At 59.5% G+C, this 19,433-nt stretch carries 13 protein-coding genes; 11 read left to right on the top strand and 2 right to left on the bottom strand.

Annotated elements, in window-relative coordinates:
* Positions 1–32: 32 nt before the first annotated feature.
* The 3 genes from ROSMUCSMR3_RS01925 (at position 33) to lon (ending at position 5,174) form a co-directional block, all read left to right on the top strand.
* The gene (locus ROSMUCSMR3_RS01925) at positions 33–1,109 is read left to right on the top strand and encodes an alkene reductase (protein WP_081506271.1); all 1,077 of its coding nucleotides are present in this window, start codon (positions 33–35) and stop codon (positions 1,107–1,109) included.
* Between the two features lie 225 nt (positions 1,110–1,334).
* Entirely contained in the window at positions 1,335–2,576 is a 1,242-nt protein-coding gene (locus ROSMUCSMR3_RS01920) for a PAS domain-containing protein (protein WP_081506270.1), read from the top strand.
* 186 nt (positions 2,577–2,762) lie between these two features.
* Positions 2,763–5,174 carry an endopeptidase La gene (gene lon, locus ROSMUCSMR3_RS01915; RefSeq protein ID WP_008281142.1) on the top strand — a complete coding sequence of 804 codons (2,412 nt, stop codon included), beginning with the start codon at positions 2,763–2,765 and terminating at the stop codon, positions 5,172–5,174.
* A 141-nt stretch (positions 5,175–5,315) separates the two neighbouring features.
* Here lon and ROSMUCSMR3_RS01910 read toward each other — a convergent pair whose 3' ends face one another.
* Together ROSMUCSMR3_RS01910 and ROSMUCSMR3_RS01905 are read right to left on the bottom strand one after the other, a co-directional pair.
* On the bottom strand, positions 5,316–9,587 hold the full coding sequence (locus ROSMUCSMR3_RS01910) for a choice-of-anchor I family protein (protein WP_081506269.1): 4,272 nt from the start codon (positions 9,585–9,587) through the stop codon (positions 5,316–5,318).
* A gap of 156 nt (positions 9,588–9,743) precedes the next feature.
* A complete protein-coding gene (locus ROSMUCSMR3_RS01905) occupies positions 9,744–10,679 on the bottom strand; it encodes a hypothetical protein (RefSeq protein WP_081506268.1) in 936 nt (311 codons plus the stop codon).
* Between the two features lie 355 nt (positions 10,680–11,034).
* Here ROSMUCSMR3_RS01905 and ROSMUCSMR3_RS01900 point away from each other — a divergent pair, with 355 nt between their 5' ends.
* The 8 genes from ROSMUCSMR3_RS01900 (at position 11,035) to ROSMUCSMR3_RS21050 (ending at position 19,394) form a co-directional block, all read left to right on the top strand.
* The gene (locus ROSMUCSMR3_RS01900) at positions 11,035–12,330 is read left to right on the top strand and encodes a tyrosine-type recombinase/integrase (protein ID WP_081506267.1); all 1,296 of its coding nucleotides are present in this window, start codon (positions 11,035–11,037) and stop codon (positions 12,328–12,330) included.
* Positions 12,331–12,650: 320 nt separating this feature from the next.
* Complete coding sequence (locus tag ROSMUCSMR3_RS21875) at positions 12,651–12,836, top strand: AlpA family phage regulatory protein (protein WP_081506266.1); 186 nt, start codon at positions 12,651–12,653, stop codon at positions 12,834–12,836.
* A gap of 137 nt (positions 12,837–12,973) precedes the next feature.
* Positions 12,974–13,261 (top strand): winged helix domain-containing protein, encoded by a 288-nt coding sequence (locus ROSMUCSMR3_RS01890; RefSeq protein WP_081508523.1) that lies wholly within the window; start codon positions 12,974–12,976, stop codon positions 13,259–13,261.
* The gene (locus ROSMUCSMR3_RS01885; protein ID WP_081506265.1) at positions 13,258–14,340 is read left to right on the top strand and encodes a bifunctional DNA primase/polymerase; all 1,083 of its coding nucleotides are present in this window, start codon (positions 13,258–13,260) and stop codon (positions 14,338–14,340) included. Before ROSMUCSMR3_RS01890 ends, ROSMUCSMR3_RS01885 begins: the two co-directional genes overlap by 4 nt.
* 39 nt (positions 14,341–14,379) lie before the next feature.
* The gene (locus tag ROSMUCSMR3_RS01880; protein WP_237183517.1) at positions 14,380–17,946 is read left to right on the top strand and encodes a class I SAM-dependent DNA methyltransferase; all 3,567 of its coding nucleotides are present in this window, start codon (positions 14,380–14,382) and stop codon (positions 17,944–17,946) included.
* A gap of 45 nt (positions 17,947–17,991) precedes the next feature.
* A complete protein-coding gene (locus ROSMUCSMR3_RS01875) occupies positions 17,992–18,510 on the top strand; it encodes a hypothetical protein (RefSeq protein ID WP_157667258.1) in 519 nt (172 codons plus the stop codon).
* Between the two features lie 88 nt (positions 18,511–18,598).
* On the top strand, positions 18,599–19,135 hold the full coding sequence (locus tag ROSMUCSMR3_RS01870) for a hypothetical protein (RefSeq protein ID WP_081506263.1): 537 nt from the start codon (positions 18,599–18,601) through the stop codon (positions 19,133–19,135).
* Positions 19,136–19,223: 88 nt separating this feature from the next.
* Positions 19,224–19,394, top strand: coding sequence for a hypothetical protein (locus ROSMUCSMR3_RS21050; protein ID WP_157667257.1), 171 nt, complete (start codon positions 19,224–19,226; stop codon positions 19,392–19,394).
* Positions 19,395–19,433 lie beyond the last annotated feature (39 nt).

Here is a 19,433-nt window from a genome sequence, read left to right as displayed (position 1 = left end):
AGCGTAAATCGCATGCACAAGGAGCATTCCCCATGAGCCACAAACTGTTTTCCCGCACCAAAGCTGGTGATCTTGATCTGTCCAACCGGGTTGTCATGGCCCCGCTGACACGCAACCGCGCCGATAATGACACGGGCGAGGTTGGTGCGCTGCATGTGGATTATTATGGGCAGCGCGCCGGGGCCGGGTTGATCATCACCGAGGCCGCGCAGATCAGCCCCGAGGGCAAGGGCTATGTTGGCACGCCGGGCATTTACAGCCCCGGGCAGGTTGCCGCGTGGAAAAAGGTGACAGAGGCGGTGCATGCCAAGGGTGGCAAGATCGTCATCCAGCTCTGGCATGTGGGGCGGATCAGCCATACGTCGTTGCAGCCCGATGCGCAGGCCCCGGTTGCGCCGGTGGCGGTGGCGGCCAAGGCACAGACCGTCACGACGGCCGGGTTCGAGGACACATCGACGCCGCGCGCCCTGCGCGCAGATGAAATGCCGCGGCTGGTTGCGGATTATGTCCATGCCGCCAAGGCCGCCAAGGAGGCCGGATTTGACGGAATCGAATTGCATGCCGCCAATGGCTATTTGCTGGATCAGTTCCTGAAGGACGGGCCGAACACCCGCGAAGATGCCTATGGCGGATCGGTGGGCAACCGGGCGCGGTTGCTGTTTGAGGTATTGGACGGGCTGGAAACCGTCTGGGCACCGGGGGAAATCGGTATTCGCCTTTCGCCGTGGTCCGGGTTCAATGACGCGACGGACAGCGATCCTGATACCAGCTTTGGCTGGGTGGTCGAGCAGCTTAACCGGCGGGGTCTGGCCTATCTGCACCTGATCGAGGGCAGCACGGGTGGCGCACGTGACGGCGCGTTTGACGCGCTTCGGGCCAAATGGACCGGGGTTTACATGGCCAATAATGGCTATGACCGCGATCTGGCGCTGACGCGGGTGGCGACGGGCAAGGTTGATCTGGTGGCCTTTGGGCGGCCCTATATCGCCAATCCCGATCTGGCCGAGCGGCTAGAGCTGAATGCGCCGCTGAATGAGGGTGATCAGGCGACGTATTATGGCGGCGGGGCAGAGGGCTATACCGATTATCCGACGCTTGAGACCGTTTAAGGATCGTCTGACATGATATTTTGCGCGCGGCCTGTTGGGCTGCGCGCAAAGATGGCGCGATACGTGCAGGATCGCAGCAGGTGACGAGGGATAAGGGACTTGGACAGCGCAGGACGATTTGTGCCGGTCTGACCCTAAAGTTGTATAAAGCATGACCGTTTAGCCAAAGATGCAGGCGGTGTTGTCTGACCCTTCTGACCATGAAACATACTGCACGAGGTGGATATGCACGCCGACGCCGCACGGTCTGGCCCAAGGGCCGACAAAACACTTGTCGACCAAGAGGTTCCTTTTCGAGCAGATGAGCTGTTCTTTTCCCGCACCGACACGCGCGGGGTGATCCGGGCGTTCAACCCCGTGTTTGCCCGTGTCGGGGGCTACAGTGCCGAGGAACTGGTCGGCGCGCCGCACAAGTTGGTGCGGCATCCCGAAATGCCCAAAGGTGTGTTTTGGTTGATGTGGGAAGGGTTGAAACGTGGCCATTCGGTTGGGGCCTATGTCAAGAACCGGGCCAAGGATGGGCGGTTCTATTGGGTGTTCGCCGTGGTTTCGCCGGTTGATGGCGGCTATTTGTCGGTGCGGTTGAAGCCGACGAGTGCGCTCTTCACGACTGTGAAAGAGGTATATGCCCGCGCCTTGGGCCGCGAGCGCGAGCGCAGTCTGACGCCTGAGCAAAGTGCAGCGGCCATTGAGGCCGATTTGATTGACGCAGGATTTGCCAATTATGGCGTGTTTCAGATCGAGGCATTGCGCCGGGAACATGCGTCACGCGAGGGAGCGCGCAAACGTGCGGTGACGCCTGCCTTGGCTGCGTCGGGTCATCTTTTTGACGTCAAGCGCGAGATTGAGCAGGAATTGCGGGTGCTTTGCGTTAATCTGAAAGAGGCTGAGCTGATCACCACCAATATGAAGATCCAAGCCTGCAAGCTCAAGTCTGACAGAGGGCCGATCAACGAGATTGCCAAGAATTACGAAATGATGATGCGCGATATTCGCAATCATCCGCGCGTGATCCAGACCCTGCGCGACGATCAGGGGACTTGGGATGTGGCCGACGAAGCAAAATCGGTGTTCATGATTGCCGTGGCCGATCTTATGGAGGAAATGGTCACGTTCTTTACCCAAGAAGCGGAGCGTGAAAACCATCTGGGTGCGACCGCCGAAATGGAGGTGGTCGCAGGCCTGCGGGATCGGTATCGGATCGAGGCGGATCGCGCCATGCAGGACGGCTATCGCGCAGTCCGGCAGTTGTCGGCGGATGCCGAGATGATCCGGCGCATGGTCACGGGGTTGGCGATGGTGCGGGTCGTTCTGCGTGTCGAGGCGGGTATTCTGCGCGAGCGCTTGTCGGGGCTGCAATCCATCTTGGGGCAGTTGGACCGCTTTCATGACGAGGTGAGCGCCGCGCTGGAGCGGGTGCAGGACGCGGTGACGTCGCTGATGCGCGACCGCAGTCTGGCGGCCTGAGACACCATGCAAAGCGGGGCCTAGGCTATGATGCGCCCTTGTGCCCGCTCTGATCTGAGGGCAATGTTTGCCGAATCTGTTGAAACCTGACGGGGTGCGCCCCAAGTTAGGACTAACGTAACGGAGAGGGCCGTGGTTGCCGCCGCGCGGGGCCGGTGCCCTCTTGCTAAAAACAGGAATACGAGCATGCAAGACACCCTTAACGCCTCTTATCCGGTCCTGCCGCTGCGGGATATCGTGGTGTTCCCGCATATGATCGTGCCGCTCTTTGTGGGGCGCGAGAAATCTGTGCGCGCCCTGGAAGAGGTCATGGCCGATGACAAGCAGATCCTGCTGTCGAGCCAGATTGATCCCGCCGATGACGATCCCGCCGAGTCCGGCATTTACCGCGTGGGCGTGCTGGCCAATGTGCTGCAACTGCTCAAGCTGCCCGATGGCACCGTCAAGGTGCTGGTCGAGGGCGTGGCGCGGGTGCGGATCACCGAGTATCTGGCCAATTCCGAATTCTTCGAGGCCAAGGCCGAGTATCTGAGCGAAATTCCCGGCGATGCGACCACGATCGCGGCGCTGTTGCGCACGGTCGGGGATGAATTCGCGCGTTATGCCAAAGTGAAAAAGAACATCCCCGACGAGGCGATGGCCGCTGTCACCGAGTCCGAAGAGCCGGCCAAGTTGGCGGATCTGGTGGCGGGTCATTTGGGGCTGGATGTGGGCCGCAAGCAGGAACTGCTTGAGACGTTGAGCGTGAGCGAGCGTCTGGAGAAGGTTTACGGCCTCATGCAGGGCGAAATGAGCGTTCTTCAGGTTGAGAAGAAGATCAAAACGCGCGTCAAATCCCAGATGGAGCGCACGCAGCGCGAGTATTATCTGAATGAGCAAATGAAGGCCATTCAGAAGGAATTGGGCGATGGCGAGGATGGCGCGGGCGAGATTGCCGAGCTGGAAGAGCGCATCGCCAAGACCAAGCTGAGCAAGGAAGCCGCTGAAAAGGCCGAAGCCGAGCTGAAAAAGCTCAAAAGCATGAGCCCGATGAGCGCTGAGGCGACTGTGGTGCGCAACTATCTCGACTGGATGCTGAGCATTCCATGGGGTGTCAAAAGCCGCACCAAAAAGGACCTGCACAAGGCGCAGGATATCCTTGATGCCGATCACTATGGTCTGGACAAGGTCAAAGAGCGGATCGTCGAATATCTGGCGGTGCAGCAACGCAGCCAAAAGCTGAAGGGCCCGATCATGTGCCTTGTCGGCCCGCCGGGTGTGGGTAAGACCAGCCTTGGTAAATCCGTGGCGCGGGCGACGGGGCGCGAGTTCATCCGGATTTCTCTGGGTGGGGTGCGCGACGAGTCTGAGATCCGTGGCCACCGGCGGACCTATATCGGGTCGATGCCCGGCAAGATCATTCAGGCGTTGAAAAAGGCCAAGACCACCAATCCGCTGATCCTGCTCGATGAGATCGACAAGATGGGGCAGGATTTCCGGGGTGATCCGGCGTCGGCGATGCTCGAGGTGCTTGATCCCGAGCAGAACTCGACCTTTGTCGATCACTATCTTGAGGTGGAATACGACCTTTCGAACGTGATGTTCCTGACCACGGCCAATAGCTATAACATGCCGGGGCCTCTGCTCGACCGGATGGAGATCATTCCGCTAGCGGGCTATACCGAGGATGAAAAACGCGAGATTGCCAAGCAACATCTGGTCGACAAGCAGGTCAAGAACAACGGCCTGAAGAAGGGTGAATTTGCGCTGACCGATGCGGCACTGACCGACGTGATCCGCTATTACACCCGCGAGGCCGGGGTTCGGAACCTTGAGCGTGAGATCGCCAAGCTGGCGCGCAAGGCGGTGACGCGGATCATCAAGGGGACGGACAAGGCGATCACGATCACACCTGAAAATCTTGATGATTTCCTTGGGGTGCGCAAATACAAGTTCGGTCTGGCCGAAGAGAGCGATCAGGTGGGTGTTGTCACCGGGCTGGCCTATACTTCTGTGGGCGGTGAGTTGCTGAATATCGAAGCGCTGCGCCTGCCGGGCAAGGGCCGGATGAAGACCACCGGCAAGCTGGGCGATGTCATGAAAGAGTCGATTGACGCTGCCTCAAGCTATGTCCGCTCTGTGGCACCTGATTTGGGGATCAAGCCGCCCAAGTTCGAGAAATGGGATATTCACGTCCATGTTCCCGAAGGCGCGACGCCCAAGGATGGCCCGTCGGCTGGCCTTGCGATGGTGACCTCCATCGTATCGGTGCTGACAGGCATCCCCATTCGCAAGGATATCGCCATGACCGGCGAGGTGACGCTGCGCGGGAATGCGCTGCCTATTGGTGGCCTTAAGGAAAAGCTGCTGGCGGCGTTGCGGGGCGGGATCAAGACCGTTCTCATTCCGCGTGAAAATGAAAAGGATCTGGCCGAGATCCCGGACAATGTGAAAGAGGGGCTGGACATTATCCCCGTCGATCACGTGCGCGACGTGCTGAAACTGGCGCTGGTGCGGGCACCAGAGCCTGTGGAATGGGACGAAGAGGCCGAAGAGGCCGCCGCCGCAGAGGCCGCGCTGAAATCCGGCGAAGAGGGCCGGGGGGCCGTGGCGCACTAAGCTGCGCAGGCCCTTTCCGATCTGACATGACAAAACGCCCCTAGCTCATCGCTTGGGGCGTTTTCCATTTGGTATATGTCCCAAAATGAAACCGGCCCCGCTGTTGAACGGGGCCGGTGAAATTTTTGCCTGGACCAGTATTTATCCGAAGAGGAAATTATCTGCGGTGAGGTCCGCCGCGAGAACCGCTTCGAAGGTGATGGTCTGGCCGTCGACCGCTACAACCGCACCGGCGACCGTATCGGTGATGTCGAGCGTGTCGAAACTGGCCACGCTGCGCAGGATCACGGTTTCGGTGCTTGCATCGAAATCGGTGATGATGTCGGCCTCGCCGCTGGTCAGCGTGTTGAAGACGAAGGTATCCACACCCTCGCCGCCAGTCATCAGGTCATTGCCCGAACCGCCGTTGAGCGTGTCATTGCCTGCGCCGCCATCCAGCACGTCATCGCGCCCGCCGCCTGCGACAAAGTCATCACCTGCGCCACCCAGAACGGTATCGTCACCCAAGCCGCCGCCGAGGCTGTCGTTGCCTTCGCCCCCATCAAGCAGGTCAGTGCCCGCGCCGCCGCCGATGAAGTCATCGCCGGTGCCACCCTCGACCGTGTCAGCGCCCTGACCGCCACCGAGGCGGTCATTGCCGTCCTCGCCCCGCACCAGATCGTTGCCTGCGCCGCCATTGGCCACATCGTTGCCAGCACCGCCGTTGACGATGTCGTCACCCAAGCCAGCCCCGATAGTGTCGTTGCCAGCTCCGCCGTTCACCGTATCATTGCCAAAGCCACCGCCGAGGTTGTCATTGCCTGCGCCGCCGTTCACGAGGTCGTCGCCCGCGCCTGCGCCAAAACCATCGTCACCGTCCGTGCCCACCAGCGTGTCGTCGCCATCACTGCGCCCGGTCGGGGAGCTGTCCACGCCGAGGTTGTCGAGGTTGTAGATTGCGGTGTTGCCGTCGCCCTCATAGGCGATGGCGATCTGGGCAAATCCTGTCGCGCTCTGCTCTGCCGGGATAAAGGCGATGGTTTCGGGGCTGATGTTGCCGTTGGCCTCGCTGTCGATATAGCTGTCAAACACCGGGTTTGCGGGGTCCGAGATGTCGAACACCATGATACCGCTGTCGCGCTCGAGCCCGATGAAGACATAGGGTTTGCCTTCGACAACACCTACGGCGATGGCCTCGGGCTCAACCCCTTTGTCGTCTGAACGGTTGTCGAACTCGCCTTCGTCCTGATTGAAAAGCTCGGGCCGGATTTCGGCGATAAGCTGCGAGAACTGCGACCCGCTGTCAAACACGATCTCGCCCGCGGCGTTGTAGATGGTGAAGGAGCGCGCGCCGTAGTGGAACAGCTGATCGTAATCGCCATCGCCGTCGGTGTCGCCCAGATCGGTTCGCACGTTGAGGCGGCCAAGGTTTTCGTTCAGTTGCAGGATATCGGCATTTGGAAAGGCCGTTGGGTCAAGATCAAGGCTGCCTATGCGGGCCTCGGTCGCATCGCGGGCGTCGCCTTCGTTGGCGGTGAAGATATAGGTTTCGCCGCCGATTTCGATCGAGGTGATCGCGTCGGGCTGGCGCATGCCGAAGAGGTTGTCATAGGTTTGCAGGTTGATCGCGTTGTCGCGGTTGGAGGCGTCAATCTCGTTGCCCGGAAGCGAACGATCCACGAGGCCGAAGCTGCGGATGTCGGTCACGGTGTTGGTCGTGAGGTCGATGACCGCGTAGGCATTGGCCTCTTGCAGGCTGACCCATGCGGTGACGCCATCGGGCAGCACGGTGATATATTCCGGCTCCAGATCCTGCGAGGCGGAGTTGCCCGGTTGGATCAGAACGCCGGCCTCGCGCAGCGCGTCCTCTTGGCCGTCGAAGGCCGAGAAATCGAGCGTGACGGCGGTGGCATTGGCCGCGCCGCCGCTGAGGTCGATGATGGACACAGACCCGAGCGGATCGGTGCCGTCGAGCGGTTCGCCCTCATTGGCCACAAGGATGCGCGTGCCATCGGGGCTGAAGGTCAGCATGTCGGGCAGATTGCCGACCTCAATGGTGTTGAGCAGGGTGCCTTCGAGATCAAAGATCGCAACCACGCCATTGGCCTCGGCCGGTGTGACCGAAATGGCCGCGGCGACAAGGCCGTTTTTGGCAGCAACCGATTGCACGCCGTCAAAACCCTGAACCTGACCTAGATCGAATTCAAAGAGCTTCTCGCCGGTGGCCGCATCGAACACGTCAACCCGGTTTTGTGCGCCGTTGGTGACATAGGCGCGGCCTGCGTCCACCGAGACCACTTCGGAGCCGCCGGTGAAAAGCTCGGTCTCGCCGCTGAGCAGGTTGGCAGCGATGGACACCTCAAGCGTTGGGGTGTTTTCGTCCAGCAGAATGCGGTCAATCCCGCCATTGCGCGCCAATTGAACAATGCGCAGGTCGTTGGCCACATCGGTTTCGGCATTGGCAAAGGCGGTGTCTTCGTCGGGGAAATTCTCGGACATGAAATCGCCCAAGGCCTGCTGTTCGCCAAGGCGATCCGCCTCTGTGTCGGATGTGATGCCGCCTTCAGGCGTCAGGAATTGCACATCCGAGATCAGTTCCTGAAACGGATAGCCGTCGCCATTGCTCTGCATGAGGAAATCGAGCGTGACCATGCGGATCGTCTCGGGGGCCTCAGCCGTAAAGGCGCCATCGCGAAAGATCACGATGTCATCGCCGGTTTCGGGATCAATCAAGGCCACCGTCTTGATCCGGTCGCCTGCCACAGCCACTTGCGGGCGGTCGGTGGCCGGATCGACCACGTAATCGCCATTCGCATCGGTCACGAGTTGCTGGGCGGTGCCTGCCTCATCAAAGCTGACGCGGAAACCGCCGATCTGAAAGAAACGACCGGGGGTGTTGCCCGCGTCGGTATCGGTGTCGGCCACGCCATGCTCGAGCAGCATGAGAAAGCCTTCTTTGGTCACGGTGGCGACGGCCAGACCGTTGTTGAACCGCAGCGAGTTTTGCAGGTCGAGCTGCGACAGCACGCCGTCGCCTGCATCAGTGCCGGTATTGGTGGCCGAGCCGATTTCGGCGCGGATGCCGCCACCGTTCTTGAAAGAGACGTTGACGGTGGTATCGGCACCCCGTGCCGCCGAGAGATTGGCATCGGCAGTCAGGTTGCCAAGGTTGCTTTCCTCGGTGCGCACGGTTTCGCGGCGTCCGTCAAGGAACACGTCATGGTTGCCAAAGGCGATGGCGTCGGCCTCGTCTACAATGACCTGCACCGCATCGGTCAAGTCCTGCACGATGCTGGCCTTGGCGGAGGCGTCGAGCGCTTCTGTCAAAGTGGCGGCACCGGTCACGTCGAGAACGCCCTGAGCATCGGTTGCGAAAGTGCCCGAGACGGCGGTGTTGATGGAATCGGCCACAAGAACGCCGTTGTCGTCGAATTCGACCACGAGGCGGCCAAGGTAGCTGTATTCGCCATCAGTCGAGACGATCGCCACGGGATTGCCATTCGTATCCACGGTCAGGAAAGGATAGGCTTCGGCCGCTGCATCGCCATCGCGCAGCCGGTCATTGGCATCGGCCTGAAGCGTGTTGGAGCCGCCCGCGATGATGATATCCACCCCGTCAAGCAGCCCTGCCAGTTCCTTTTCCAGCGAAATCTGCTGAAGATGCGAGGTGAGGATGATCTTGTTGGCCCCCGCCGCGATCAACGCGTCGATCTGCGGCTGAATGACGGCGGCGAGGGCGGCCATATTGTTGGCCCCGCCGGTGATCTCATTGGTACCGCCGGTCGAGGAAATCGTCTCGATGATCTGGGTGGTGGCCCCGACCACGCCGATCAACTCGCCGCCTTCTTCGATCAGAGTGGCGGGGGCGATGGCCGGGCCGATATTGCGCGCCGCCAGATCGGCCAACGATTCCGCGAAGATATCCGAGGTCAGGATCTCGTCGGTAAAGAGGCGGCCAAGGCTGTTGTCACCCGAAAAGTCGATGTTTGCGGAAAGATAGGGGAAGAGGGCACCCACCCAGTTGATCTCGCCATTGCCGCCAGAGGCATTGATGATGCCGGCAAAGGCATTGGTGCCGGGGTCGAATTCGTGATTGCCGACTGCCGAGGCGTCAAAGCCGAGCACATTCATGATGGTGATGTCGACGCGGCCCGGACCTTCGTCGATGTCGAGCGTCACGCCGGTCAGATCAAGGCCCAGAACCTCTGTGTAAAAGCGTTCATAAGCGGCGGTCAGGGTGGCCCCCATCGAGAAATCCGCTGCGGTCGAAAAGAATGGGCCGGGAATGTAATTGTCTCCGGCAGAGAGCAGGATCGTGTTCTCGAATGTATCTTCGAGCGTGTCGACGATCGCGGCAAAATTCGGCGCGTTGTCCAGAGCGGCAACGCCACCCTCAAGATCGTTGGCATGCAGAAGTTGGAGCGTATAGGCCATAGGAGGGTCCACCCAGATTGAGACATGATACCGGGGACCGATAGAGGCGGTTTGTGACGTGGGTTTGAGAGATTTGTAACGTCTGCGTAAACGGCGCGGGTTCGCGGGGCGGGGTGCGCGGTGGTCCGTCTGACAGATGTGGCGCGTGGTTTGCGCTTAGTCGCGTTCTGGTGTCTCTGCGCGCGCGCGACTGCGCAGGCGCTGCGCCCGAGCGAGCCTGTCCACTTGGTTCATCGCTTGCAGGATGTTTCCCGTGGCGGCTGTGAACAGCGCTTCGCGCTCTGCAAAGAAGGGGTCGGCGAATGTCTCAAAGGCGCGGCGCGCGACGGCGGCACCGGTTTTGAGGTGGCGATGCCGTGCGAGGGCCTGCAGCATTTCCTTGTGATATTTGGGCAGCGTCTTGCGGGCGCGCATCTCGGAATAAAACCAGGCGTTGTCCAGCGTGCCGGTGCTGGCCTTGCGGAACACCTCCTTCAAAAGACCCATGGCGTCAAAGGCTTCGGGCAGGCCGTGCCCAAGCAAAGGGCTGCGCAGGTGCCGGACATTTTCCCCGGTAAAGCGCGCGGCATGACGGCGATCTTCGCTGTGGAACGGATCATAGAACAGATAGACCTCGGCGGCCTGACGCGATTCGACGGCGGCATCGTTGAAGAGACCATCCCAGCGTTGCCGACGTCCTTTGCCGTGGTTGGTTTCCCAAGGCACCAGATCGGTATTCAGGGTGCTTTGTGGGGTATAGCTGATCACGCGGCAGCCGGGGGCCAATGACGAAAAGGCCGCCGCACCAAAGCCGCCCATAGAGGTGCCGGTCATGATGACCTGCGCGAAGTTTTGGAAAAAACCCCGGTCGCGCAGCGCCAGCAGGCTGGCGTGCAGGGCAGGGCATCTGAACCAATCGGTGTCATCCGCCATGACACCCAGAACGGAATGCCCCTCTTGCAAAAAGAACCCATGCCCCCAAGCCCGCCTGTTCGGTGCCCTGCGCTGCGCCGCGACGGCATTGTCAAAGGACACAACCAGCACGGGCCCAGCCGCCGTGAAGGACAGGCGGTTCTTCGGCAGGATAGTCTCGAAATCCGTAACGACTGGCATGGCGTTTTGTCTCTGTGCTTGGCCTTCTCAGGCCTCACCTCGGCGGCACTGATCGTTGCAACTGCATAACCTCTTGGCGCAGCAGTCTCGCGGATTTTAGGCGACATCACAATGAAGAGCGATGCCAGAAAACACACAGCCCGCCCAAAAGATTTTAAGTAGGTAAATGACTTAAGGGGATTGTGGCGGAGAGACAGCCCGCCGTGAAGAGTAGGCAGGCCCATGCAAGGTTGAGCAATAAGTGACTGTAAATAAACAGTAATAACAGGAATAAAAGCTCCGCCATATATAATCTTGTGCAATCCCATGCCTTCAATTACACTTTTTTTGTGGGGTTTTATGAGGGATTGAGAAAGTGCCTAAGATTGCAAGGGAGTTGACCGCGTTGGACGTGAAGCGTCTGACCCATCCGGGCGGCAAACGTAATGTGCTTTTTCCGGTTGGTGGCGTTCCCGGTTTGCATTTGCAGGTTTCCCCGAATGCAGGCCGCTCTTGGGTTCTGCGCGTCATGGTCGGAACAAAGCGCCGCGATATTGGATTGGGCGGTTTTCCCGGCGTTACGCTATCGCAGGCCCGCGACAAGGCGCGTGAAGCGCGCGACAAGATCGAACGCGGTCTTGACCCTGTAGAGGAACGCAAAGCCGCTAAGGCTGCGCTGGTGGCCGCACAGCGCCGTGGTCTGACCTTTGCTGATGCGGTGGACAAGGCGCTTGCCGCTAAACTCGACGCCTTCAAGAATGCCAAGCATCGCCAGCAATGGGAAAACACGCTGGCCGCCTATGCGACGCCTGAGTTGGGTAAGATGCTGGTGCAGGATATAACGACCCAAGACATTTTGCGCGTTCTCAAGCCGCTTTGGATGAAGAAGACCGAAACCGCGTCACGCCTGCGCGGGCGGATCGAAACCGTTTTGAGTTGGGCGACGGTTGCAGGGCATAGGACAGGTGACAACCCGGCGCGTTGGGCTGGCAACTTGAAAGAGCTTTTGCCGCCCCCGTCCAAGGTCGCGAATGAAAGTAATCACCCCGCATTGGCGCTAGAGGATGCGCCGCGTTGGTTTGCGGCATTGCAGGCGCGTGATGGCTTTGGGGCGCGCGCGCTTGAATTTGCCGCACTGACCGCAACCCGGTCGCAAGAGGTGCGGGGCGCGCTTTGGGATGAAATCGACTTGAAAGCGGCGCTCTGGATCATCCCCGGCGCGCGCATGAAAATGGGCAAGGAACACCGCGTTCCCCTTTCCGACCGCGCCGTTAAGATGCTGGAGGCGCTTCCTAGGCTTGAGGGCAATCCGCTGGTATTTCCGGCGGCGCGCGGCGGGAAACTGTCCGATATGACGCTATCGGCCACGATGAAGCGAATGCACGACGCAGAGGTTGCCCAAGGTGGCACGGGTTTTCTTGATCGCACGTCCAACCGTCCAGCCGTGCCGCATGGCCTGCGCTCGACCTTTCGGGATTGGGTGGGGGAAAAGACCGCCTTTCCCGGCGATATGGCCGAGGTTGCCTTGGCCCATAAAATCAGCAACGCGGTCGAGGCCAGCTATCGGCGCGGCGATATGATCGACAAGCGGCGGCGCATGATGGGGGATTGGGCCAAGTTTCTATTTGGCGTTAATTCGTTTGGAACTGTAGTCGTTTTGGGTGATCGCTAATTGTTACGCTTCCCAATGAGGGCTCAATTTGGTGCCATTTAAGCGCTTGAGCAGCGCAAAGATGGGTTACCGTTTACGAACCATCCACAAGATATTGCTATTTTGTCGATATTTGGGTGTTTTTAACCTTTCAATGCGGTCCACCCCTTAGCAATATGATTCTATCGCACGCTATTGACCGCTCAGGTATGCGATGCCCTGCGTGGCTTGTCACAGCCAACACAGGGCGGGGTTGTCCTACTCAGACACCCCTTTTGAGCATGAGAATCGCGGAAAACGCAACACCGTTGTTGCACCCGCAAGGCTAGAAGGGGCCTTTAATGACGGAAACATATTTATCAGATCGGCAAATTGCCGCGCGATATGGCGTTCATCATCTTACGCCTAGAAGGTGGTTGCGCACCGATCCGAGCTTTCCAAAGCCAGTAAAGCTATCACCCGGTTGCGTGAGGTGGAAACGGTCGGAGATAGAGGCTTGGGAAGCGTCCAAATTCAACGCAGCCTGACAATCCATCACGCTTGAATTGGGGCTGCGCAAAGCCTGCGGTGAGTGATCTGCGGGCAGCGCATTCCTATTTACTGGTATCTTAACACATAGGGGCATCAACAGATGACCAAACCTAACAAAACGGCTTTTGGCCGAATGACTTTCCATGTCCAAGCGACCGAGGGAAATAGCTTCCCCGTGGAACTGCGGGGGCGCAAACGATGGGCGCTTGAATGCCTCATGGCTGCGGGGGCGCGCGGCTGCACGTCCATAGACACCCCCGGCCCGCGCTGGTCGCATTATGTCTTTACCTTGCGCCAATTGGGCTTGCAGATCGAGACACTACACGAAAGCCATGATGGGCCATTCAAGGGCACACATGGCCGTTATGTGCTGCAATCTGTGGTGACACGGCACGCTCAATCGCAGGGGGGCGCGCAATGAATACAAATCCGAAATCCAATTTGCCCGAGACATTCCGCGCAGAAATGGCCCGCTTGATAAGATGTGGGTTCAAGCTTTTGCCTTTGGGCGGCGGAACAGATGGCAAATCACCCTTGATTGCAAAATGGGCGCAAGAAAACCTGACCTTTAAGCGCATACTTGGTCCAATGCACCGCCGGGGCATTGCGATGTATGGCATTCGCCTTGCGGATTTGGTGGTGGTTGATTGTGATATCGACGATCCTGCGCTAGTGGCGAAAATGGAAGCGCGCTTTGGATCGTCGCCTGTTCACGTCAAAAGCCCGCGCGGGGTGCATCTCTATTATAGGCTGCAAGGCAAGCCACCAAATCTAAGGGCAGAGGGTTTCCCGGTCGATCTGAAAACTGGACCTAATGCTTACGTGGCTGGCCCACATTCCGTGCGCCCGGATGGCGGCCTATACTGGCCTTTGAAGGGGGTTTTGGGGATTGATGCTCTGCCAGCGCTCAAAACCCAGACAGGCGCGCTTGTGGCCCCTGTGTCGCCCTCTGCGCCCATACTTAAAGGCGTGCGGCATGAGGAACTGGTGAAATTTGCTTTGAAAATGGTTGCTCATGTCGCCAGTGTCGAGGAACTCAAGACCGACCTGCGCCGGTTGCGCGATGGCTTGTGCGAAAATCCCGAGAGCATGCCTGATAGTGAGCTTTCGGAGATTGCGAGTTGGGCATGGAGGCGCAGGCTTGAGAACCGGATTTTCCATTGCCGGATGAGTGAGTTTCGCGTTCACAGGCAAGCGCTCGACCTATTGCGGGGCATCACCGGCCAAGAGGATGCGTTGGCCCTCTACACTCGCCTTGTCGATCTGCACGGGCACACCCCCGGCAAAGCCTTTCCCCTGAGCCATAGAGCCATGAAAGAGGCGGGGCACACGTCGCTGTCACGTGAAAGGTTTATGACCGCGCGGCGGTTGCTGCAACGTCTTGGCCTATTGCAGTTGATGAGCAAGCACAGGGCGGGGGCGAAATTGCAGACTTTCGCGCTTGCTATGCCATTGGTCGATCTGCCCGAAATCGGAAAAATCGCACGATCCGAGAAATAGACAGGGCGGGGAAAGGGGGGAGAGGGGCTTAACTTACTTATGGCGACGGATTTCCGTTCAACAATTCCCGGCGCGATACGTCTTGCGATTGTGCCGGGGAGCCTGTTCTATGGTGCAGGTGTTTTCTGCGGGGCGAACAGTTTGAATATCGAGGATTTCATTAAGCGCTGGAAAGGCTCAGGGGGAAGCGAGCGGGCGAATTTCCAGACATTTGCGAATGAGCTTTGCGATGTGCTGGACCTTCCCAAGCCTGCCCCGGCAACGGATGACCCGGCAACCGATGGATACCGATTTGAGCGGCCCGTAACTTTTATTCACACGGGCAGCCAAACGCGGGGCTTTATCGACCTATACCGCGCGGGGCATTTCGTCATGGAAGCCAAGCAAGGGGTAGGGGTCACGACGCCAGAAGATGACACCCAACTTACGCTCTTGCCTGACCAGCCCAGCGCAACCCGCAAGGGCCATGGCACGCGCGGCACGCGGCGCTGGGATGACACAATGTTGCGGGCGCGTAATCAGGCCGATGGATACGCGCGCGCGGTGTCACGCCATGACGGATGGCCGCCATTTCTGATGGTGGTGGACGTTGGGCACGTGATCGAAATCTATGCGGATTTCTCAGGGCAGGGGCAGGGGTATACGCAATACCCTGATGGCAACCGTTACCGCATAACCATGGATGATCTGCGCGACCCGAAAACGCGGGAACGCTTGCGCCTGATCTGGACAGACCCGCATACCCTGGACCCCTCTAAAATCGCGGCCCAAGTCACCCGAGAGGTTGCGGATCGTCTGGCGGCTTTGGGCCGATCCTTTGAAGGGCAAGGACATGAACCCGAGGCGGTGGCCCGGTTTCTCATGCGGTGCCTGTTCACCATGTTTGCCGAGGATGTGGACCTGATCCCGCATGACAGTTTTTCGGACCTGTTAAAGCGCCTGCGCGGGCACCCGGAACATGCGGCCCCGGCCCTCAAGGCACTATGGGAAACCATGAACACAGGCGGCTTTTCCCAAGCCTTGATGACAGACCTCAAGAAATTCAACGGCGGCCTGTTCAAGAATGCCGAGGCTCTGCCCTTGTCAGAGGTGCAACTGTCGCTCTTGATCGACGCCGCGCAAAAGGATTGGCGAGAGGTGGAACCCGCCATTTTCGGCACCCTGCTAGAGCGCGCTTTGGACAAACGGCAACGGCACAAGCTAGGCGCGCATTACACCCCGCGTGCCTATGTGGAGCGGCTGGTGGTGCCCACAATCATAGACCCGTTGCGCGCCGATTGGCGCAATGTGCAGGCCGCAGCCCTGACCCTTGCCGCGCAGGGGCGCGAGGATGAGGCCCGCGACGCGGTGCGCGCCTTCCATGCGCAACTCTGTGAAATCCGGGTTTTGGACCCGGCCTGCGGATCGGGCAATTTCCTTTATGTCGCGTTGGAGTTGATGAAACGACTGGAGGGCGAGGTGACGGCCCTCTTGGCAGAATTGGGCGAGGAGCAGGCGGCGCTGTCGCTGGAGGGGCACACAGTAGACCCGCACCAGTTTCTAGGCATCGAGCTAAACCCTTGGGCGGCGGCGGTGGCCGAATTGGTGCTGTGGATCGGCTATCTGCAATGGCATTTCCGCACCCACGGCAGGGCCAGCCCATCGGAGCCTGTCTTGCGCGATTTCCGCAATATCGAGAACCGCGACGCGGTGCTGACTTATCAGGGCACCAAGGCGCGGCTGGATGATGCAGGCGCACCTGTGACGCGGTGGGATGGGCAGACCTTTACCACCCATCCCGTGACTGGCGAACAGGTGCCCGAGGCGGGCGCGCGGGTGGCGGTGCTGGATTATCTCAAACCCCAGCCTGCCAAATGGCCCGAGGCGGATTTCATCGTGGGTAACCCGCCATTTATCGGGGCCAGCCGGATGCGGGATGCGCTGGGCGATGGCTATGCCGAGGCGCTGTGGAAGGCCTATCCCAAAATGCCGCAAAGTGCGGATTTCGTCATGTTCTGGTGGGAAAAGGCGGCCTTGGCGGCGCGCGGATGGAAACCCGGCACGGATAAGGCGCGTGCGAAAGGCACCCGGCGTTTTGGCCTGATCACCACCAATTCGCTGCGCCAGACCTTTAACCGCAAGGTGCTGGAACCGCATTTGGCAGACCCGAAAACCCCGCTGTCGCTGACCTTTGCCATTCCCGATCACCCTTGGGTGGATGCGGGCGACGGGGCGGCGGTGCGCATTGCCATGACGGTGGCGGAACGGGGCCGCGCCACGGGGCGGCTTTTGACCGTGATCGAGGAACGCAAGGGGGCATCCGAGGCCGAGGGGCGGCCCGTGCGTTTTGATATTCAGAAAGGCAAGATTTTCGCCAATCTGCGGATCGGGGCCGATGTTGCGGGGGCTGTGCCGTTGAAGGCGAATGATGGCATTTCATCCCCCGGCGTGAAGCTACACGGTGCAGGCTTTATCGTGACCCCGGCAGAGGCGCGCGCCTTGGGCTTGGGCACCGTGCCGGGGCTGGAAAACCATATTCGCGAGTATCGAAATGGGCGCGACCTGACCGCGACGCCGCGCGGCGTTATGGTGATTGATCTGTTCGGACTGTCTGAGGCCGAAGTGCGAAGCCGTTTCCCGGCGGTGTATCAGCACGTTCTGGACAAGGTGAAACCCGAACGCGACCAGAACAATCGCGAGGGATACAAGCGGAACTGGTGGATTCACGGCGAACCGCGCAAGGATTTGCGGCCAGCGTTGGCGAACTTACCGCGCTTCATTGCTACGGTTGAAACCACAAAACACCGGCTCTGCCAGTTTCTAAATGGAGCGACCCTGCCCGACAATATGCTGATCGCGATTGGTCTTGATGACGCCGCCGCGCTTGCGGTTCTGTCGTCGCGGTTGCATGTGACATGGGCACTCAAGGCGGGCGGGACACTGGAAGATCGACCGCGCTATAATAAATCGTTGTGCTTTGATCCCTTCCCTTTCCCTGACCCGACTGAGGCCCAGAAAGCCCGTCTGCGCAGCCTTGGCGAACAGCTCGACGCGCACCGCAAGGCGCAACAAAAGGCCCATCCCAAGCTGACCCTCACGGGCATGTATAACGTGCTGGAAAAGCTGCGCGCCGGGGAACGGATCGAGGGCAAGGACCGCGAAATCTACGACCAAGGGCTGATCGGCATTCTGCGCGACCTGCATGATCAGATAGATGCGGCGGTGGTCGAGGCCTATGGCTGGCCCGCTGACCTGTCCGAGGATGACATTCTGCACCGGCTGGTGGATTTGAACCGCGAGCGCGCAGCCGAGGAAGCGCGCGGGCATATCCGCTATTTGCGGCCCGAGTATCAGAACCCCCAAGGCACCGTGGCGCAGGCCAAGGGCGAACAGGGGGCCATGGACCTTGGCCCCAAGGATACCGACGCCAAAGACCCATGGCCCAAATCCCTGCCCGAACAAATCGCGGCGGTGCGCGCCGTCCTGTCCGATCTGGGCGAGGCAACCCCCGAACAGGTGGCCCGCCAATTCAAACGGGGCCGCGCAGGCACAGTGCAACCGCTCTTGGAAAGCCTGACCGCCTTGGGCCAAGCGCGCCTGACCGAAGGCGGGCGGTTTGCGATGTGAGCTAAACTAACGATCTAAAACAACTTTAATTTGCGAGAGGCAATCATGGTAAAAGACTACAAGCGTTATCGAGTGGCGCAGATGGGTGAAAGTCTGGTCGTTGCGGAACTTGGCCGAAACGGCATTGTCGCAACGTCATTTTCGGGAAATTTGCCTGAGGCGGATATAGTAGCGACCTGTGATGGCAAAACTCTTTTGTTGCAGGTTAAGACAATGTCTGGGACTTCAACGCATGTCAAAGCGGAAGACCTACTCGATATTGAATTAGATTTTCCGAAACAGACTGTGACGCCCAAGCCTGCGCTTGGTAATCCCGATTTGATTTTTGTCTATGTGCAACTTGGCGATAATCTGGCAGGCGTAAAGTTTTACATTCTGACCCAACTGCAATTGCAGGAAATCATTTTCGACGGTTACAAGAATTATCTTGATAAAAATGATGGCGAGCGCCCGAGGAACAAAGAATCCAAACATGCGTCAATTAGCATAGACCAGCTTGCCAACTTTGAAGGCAATTGGGATTTGATAAAGGAGCGTTTGGGTATGCCACTTGATCAAACCTGACAACGCGGCTTGCCCATGCTATATTTGCAAACGAGGGTTTGCAGCTTAGCACATGGCGCAGGCGCGGGGTTTGAGAGAGGCGAACAGCATGGCAGAGATTGCGCAGGCCGAGGCCAATGATCTGGGCGTGAAGCTAAGCGGATCGGCCAGCACGGGGCACAAGGTCGAGGTAACGCTGGAGAACGCCTTTTGCCGGATTTTCGGAACCCCTGACCCGAAACAGGCCGAGGCGCTCTTGGGCCAATGTCTCAAGGCATTGAAAGCGGATGAGGCCAGCGACGATCACCCCGGCCATGATGAACGGATATTCATGCTATCCATCATCCGCGACCTTGCCCCGCGTGATGCGGTCGAGCGCATGCTGGCCGTGCAGATGGCCGCAACCCATGTTGCCACGATCCGTTCCGCGCGATGGCTGGCCCATACCGAGAAAATCCCGCAAGTGCAGGCGCACTATACCGGCTTTAACAAGCTGGCCCGCACATTTGCGGCGCAGGTCGAGGCGCTGCGCAAACATCGCACCGGCGGCAAACAAACGGTGGTGGTGCAACACATGAACGTGTCGGACGGTGGACAGGCTATCGTGGGCAACGTGCAGCACGGGGGGAGGGCCAGCGATGAATGATGGCGACAACCCCATGTGCAGGGCGCATGCGGCCCCGCGATGCGCCGCCACGTCCAAGCGCACCGGGCAACCCTGCAAGGGTCCAGCCGTGAAGGGATGGCGCGTCTGTCGCTTTCATGGTGCAGGCGGCGGGCATCGCGCGGGCGCTGATCACCCATCCTATCGCCACGGCATGCGGGCGCGGGAATGGATCGAGGCGCGGCGCGAGATTAACGATCTGGTGCGAGAGGCTCGAGAGATAGAGCGGCTGATTTCCTGATCTGTTACAGGAAACACGGATCAAACGCGCCACATGGTC

Origin of the sequence: Roseovarius mucosus (assembly GCF_002080415.1) — a bacterium.
Lineage (GTDB): Bacteria > Pseudomonadota > Alphaproteobacteria > Rhodobacterales > Rhodobacteraceae > Roseovarius > Roseovarius mucosus_A.
This window is presented reverse-complemented; position numbering and strand designations above follow the sequence as displayed.

Coding starts and splice junctions, on each gene's coding strand:
- ROSMUCSMR3_RS01870 (WP_081506263.1), top strand. CDS start 18,599: ATGGCAGAGATTGCGCAGGCCGAGGCCAATGATCTGGGCGTGAAGCTA.
- ROSMUCSMR3_RS01875 (WP_157667258.1), top strand. CDS start 17,992: ATGGTAAAAGACTACAAGCGTTATCGAGTGGCGCAGATGGGTGAAAGT.
- lon (WP_008281142.1), top strand. CDS start 2,763: ATGCAAGACACCCTTAACGCCTCTTATCCGGTCCTGCCGCTGCGGGAT.
- ROSMUCSMR3_RS01880 (WP_237183517.1), top strand. CDS start 14,380: ATGGCGACGGATTTCCGTTCAACAATTCCCGGCGCGATACGTCTTGCG.
- ROSMUCSMR3_RS01925 (WP_081506271.1), top strand. CDS start 33: ATGAGCCACAAACTGTTTTCCCGCACCAAAGCTGGTGATCTTGATCTG.
- ROSMUCSMR3_RS01890 (WP_081508523.1), top strand. CDS start 12,974: ATGACTTTCCATGTCCAAGCGACCGAGGGAAATAGCTTCCCCGTGGAA.
- ROSMUCSMR3_RS21875 (WP_081506266.1), top strand. CDS start 12,651: ATGACGGAAACATATTTATCAGATCGGCAAATTGCCGCGCGATATGGC.
- ROSMUCSMR3_RS01885 (WP_081506265.1), top strand. CDS start 13,258: ATGAATACAAATCCGAAATCCAATTTGCCCGAGACATTCCGCGCAGAA.
- ROSMUCSMR3_RS01910 (WP_081506269.1), bottom strand. CDS start 9,587: ATGGCCTATACGCTCCAACTTCTGCATGCCAACGATCTTGAGGGTGGC.
- ROSMUCSMR3_RS01920 (WP_081506270.1), top strand. CDS start 1,335: ATGCACGCCGACGCCGCACGGTCTGGCCCAAGGGCCGACAAAACACTT.
- ROSMUCSMR3_RS01905 (WP_081506268.1), bottom strand. CDS start 10,679: ATGCCAGTCGTTACGGATTTCGAGACTATCCTGCCGAAGAACCGCCTG.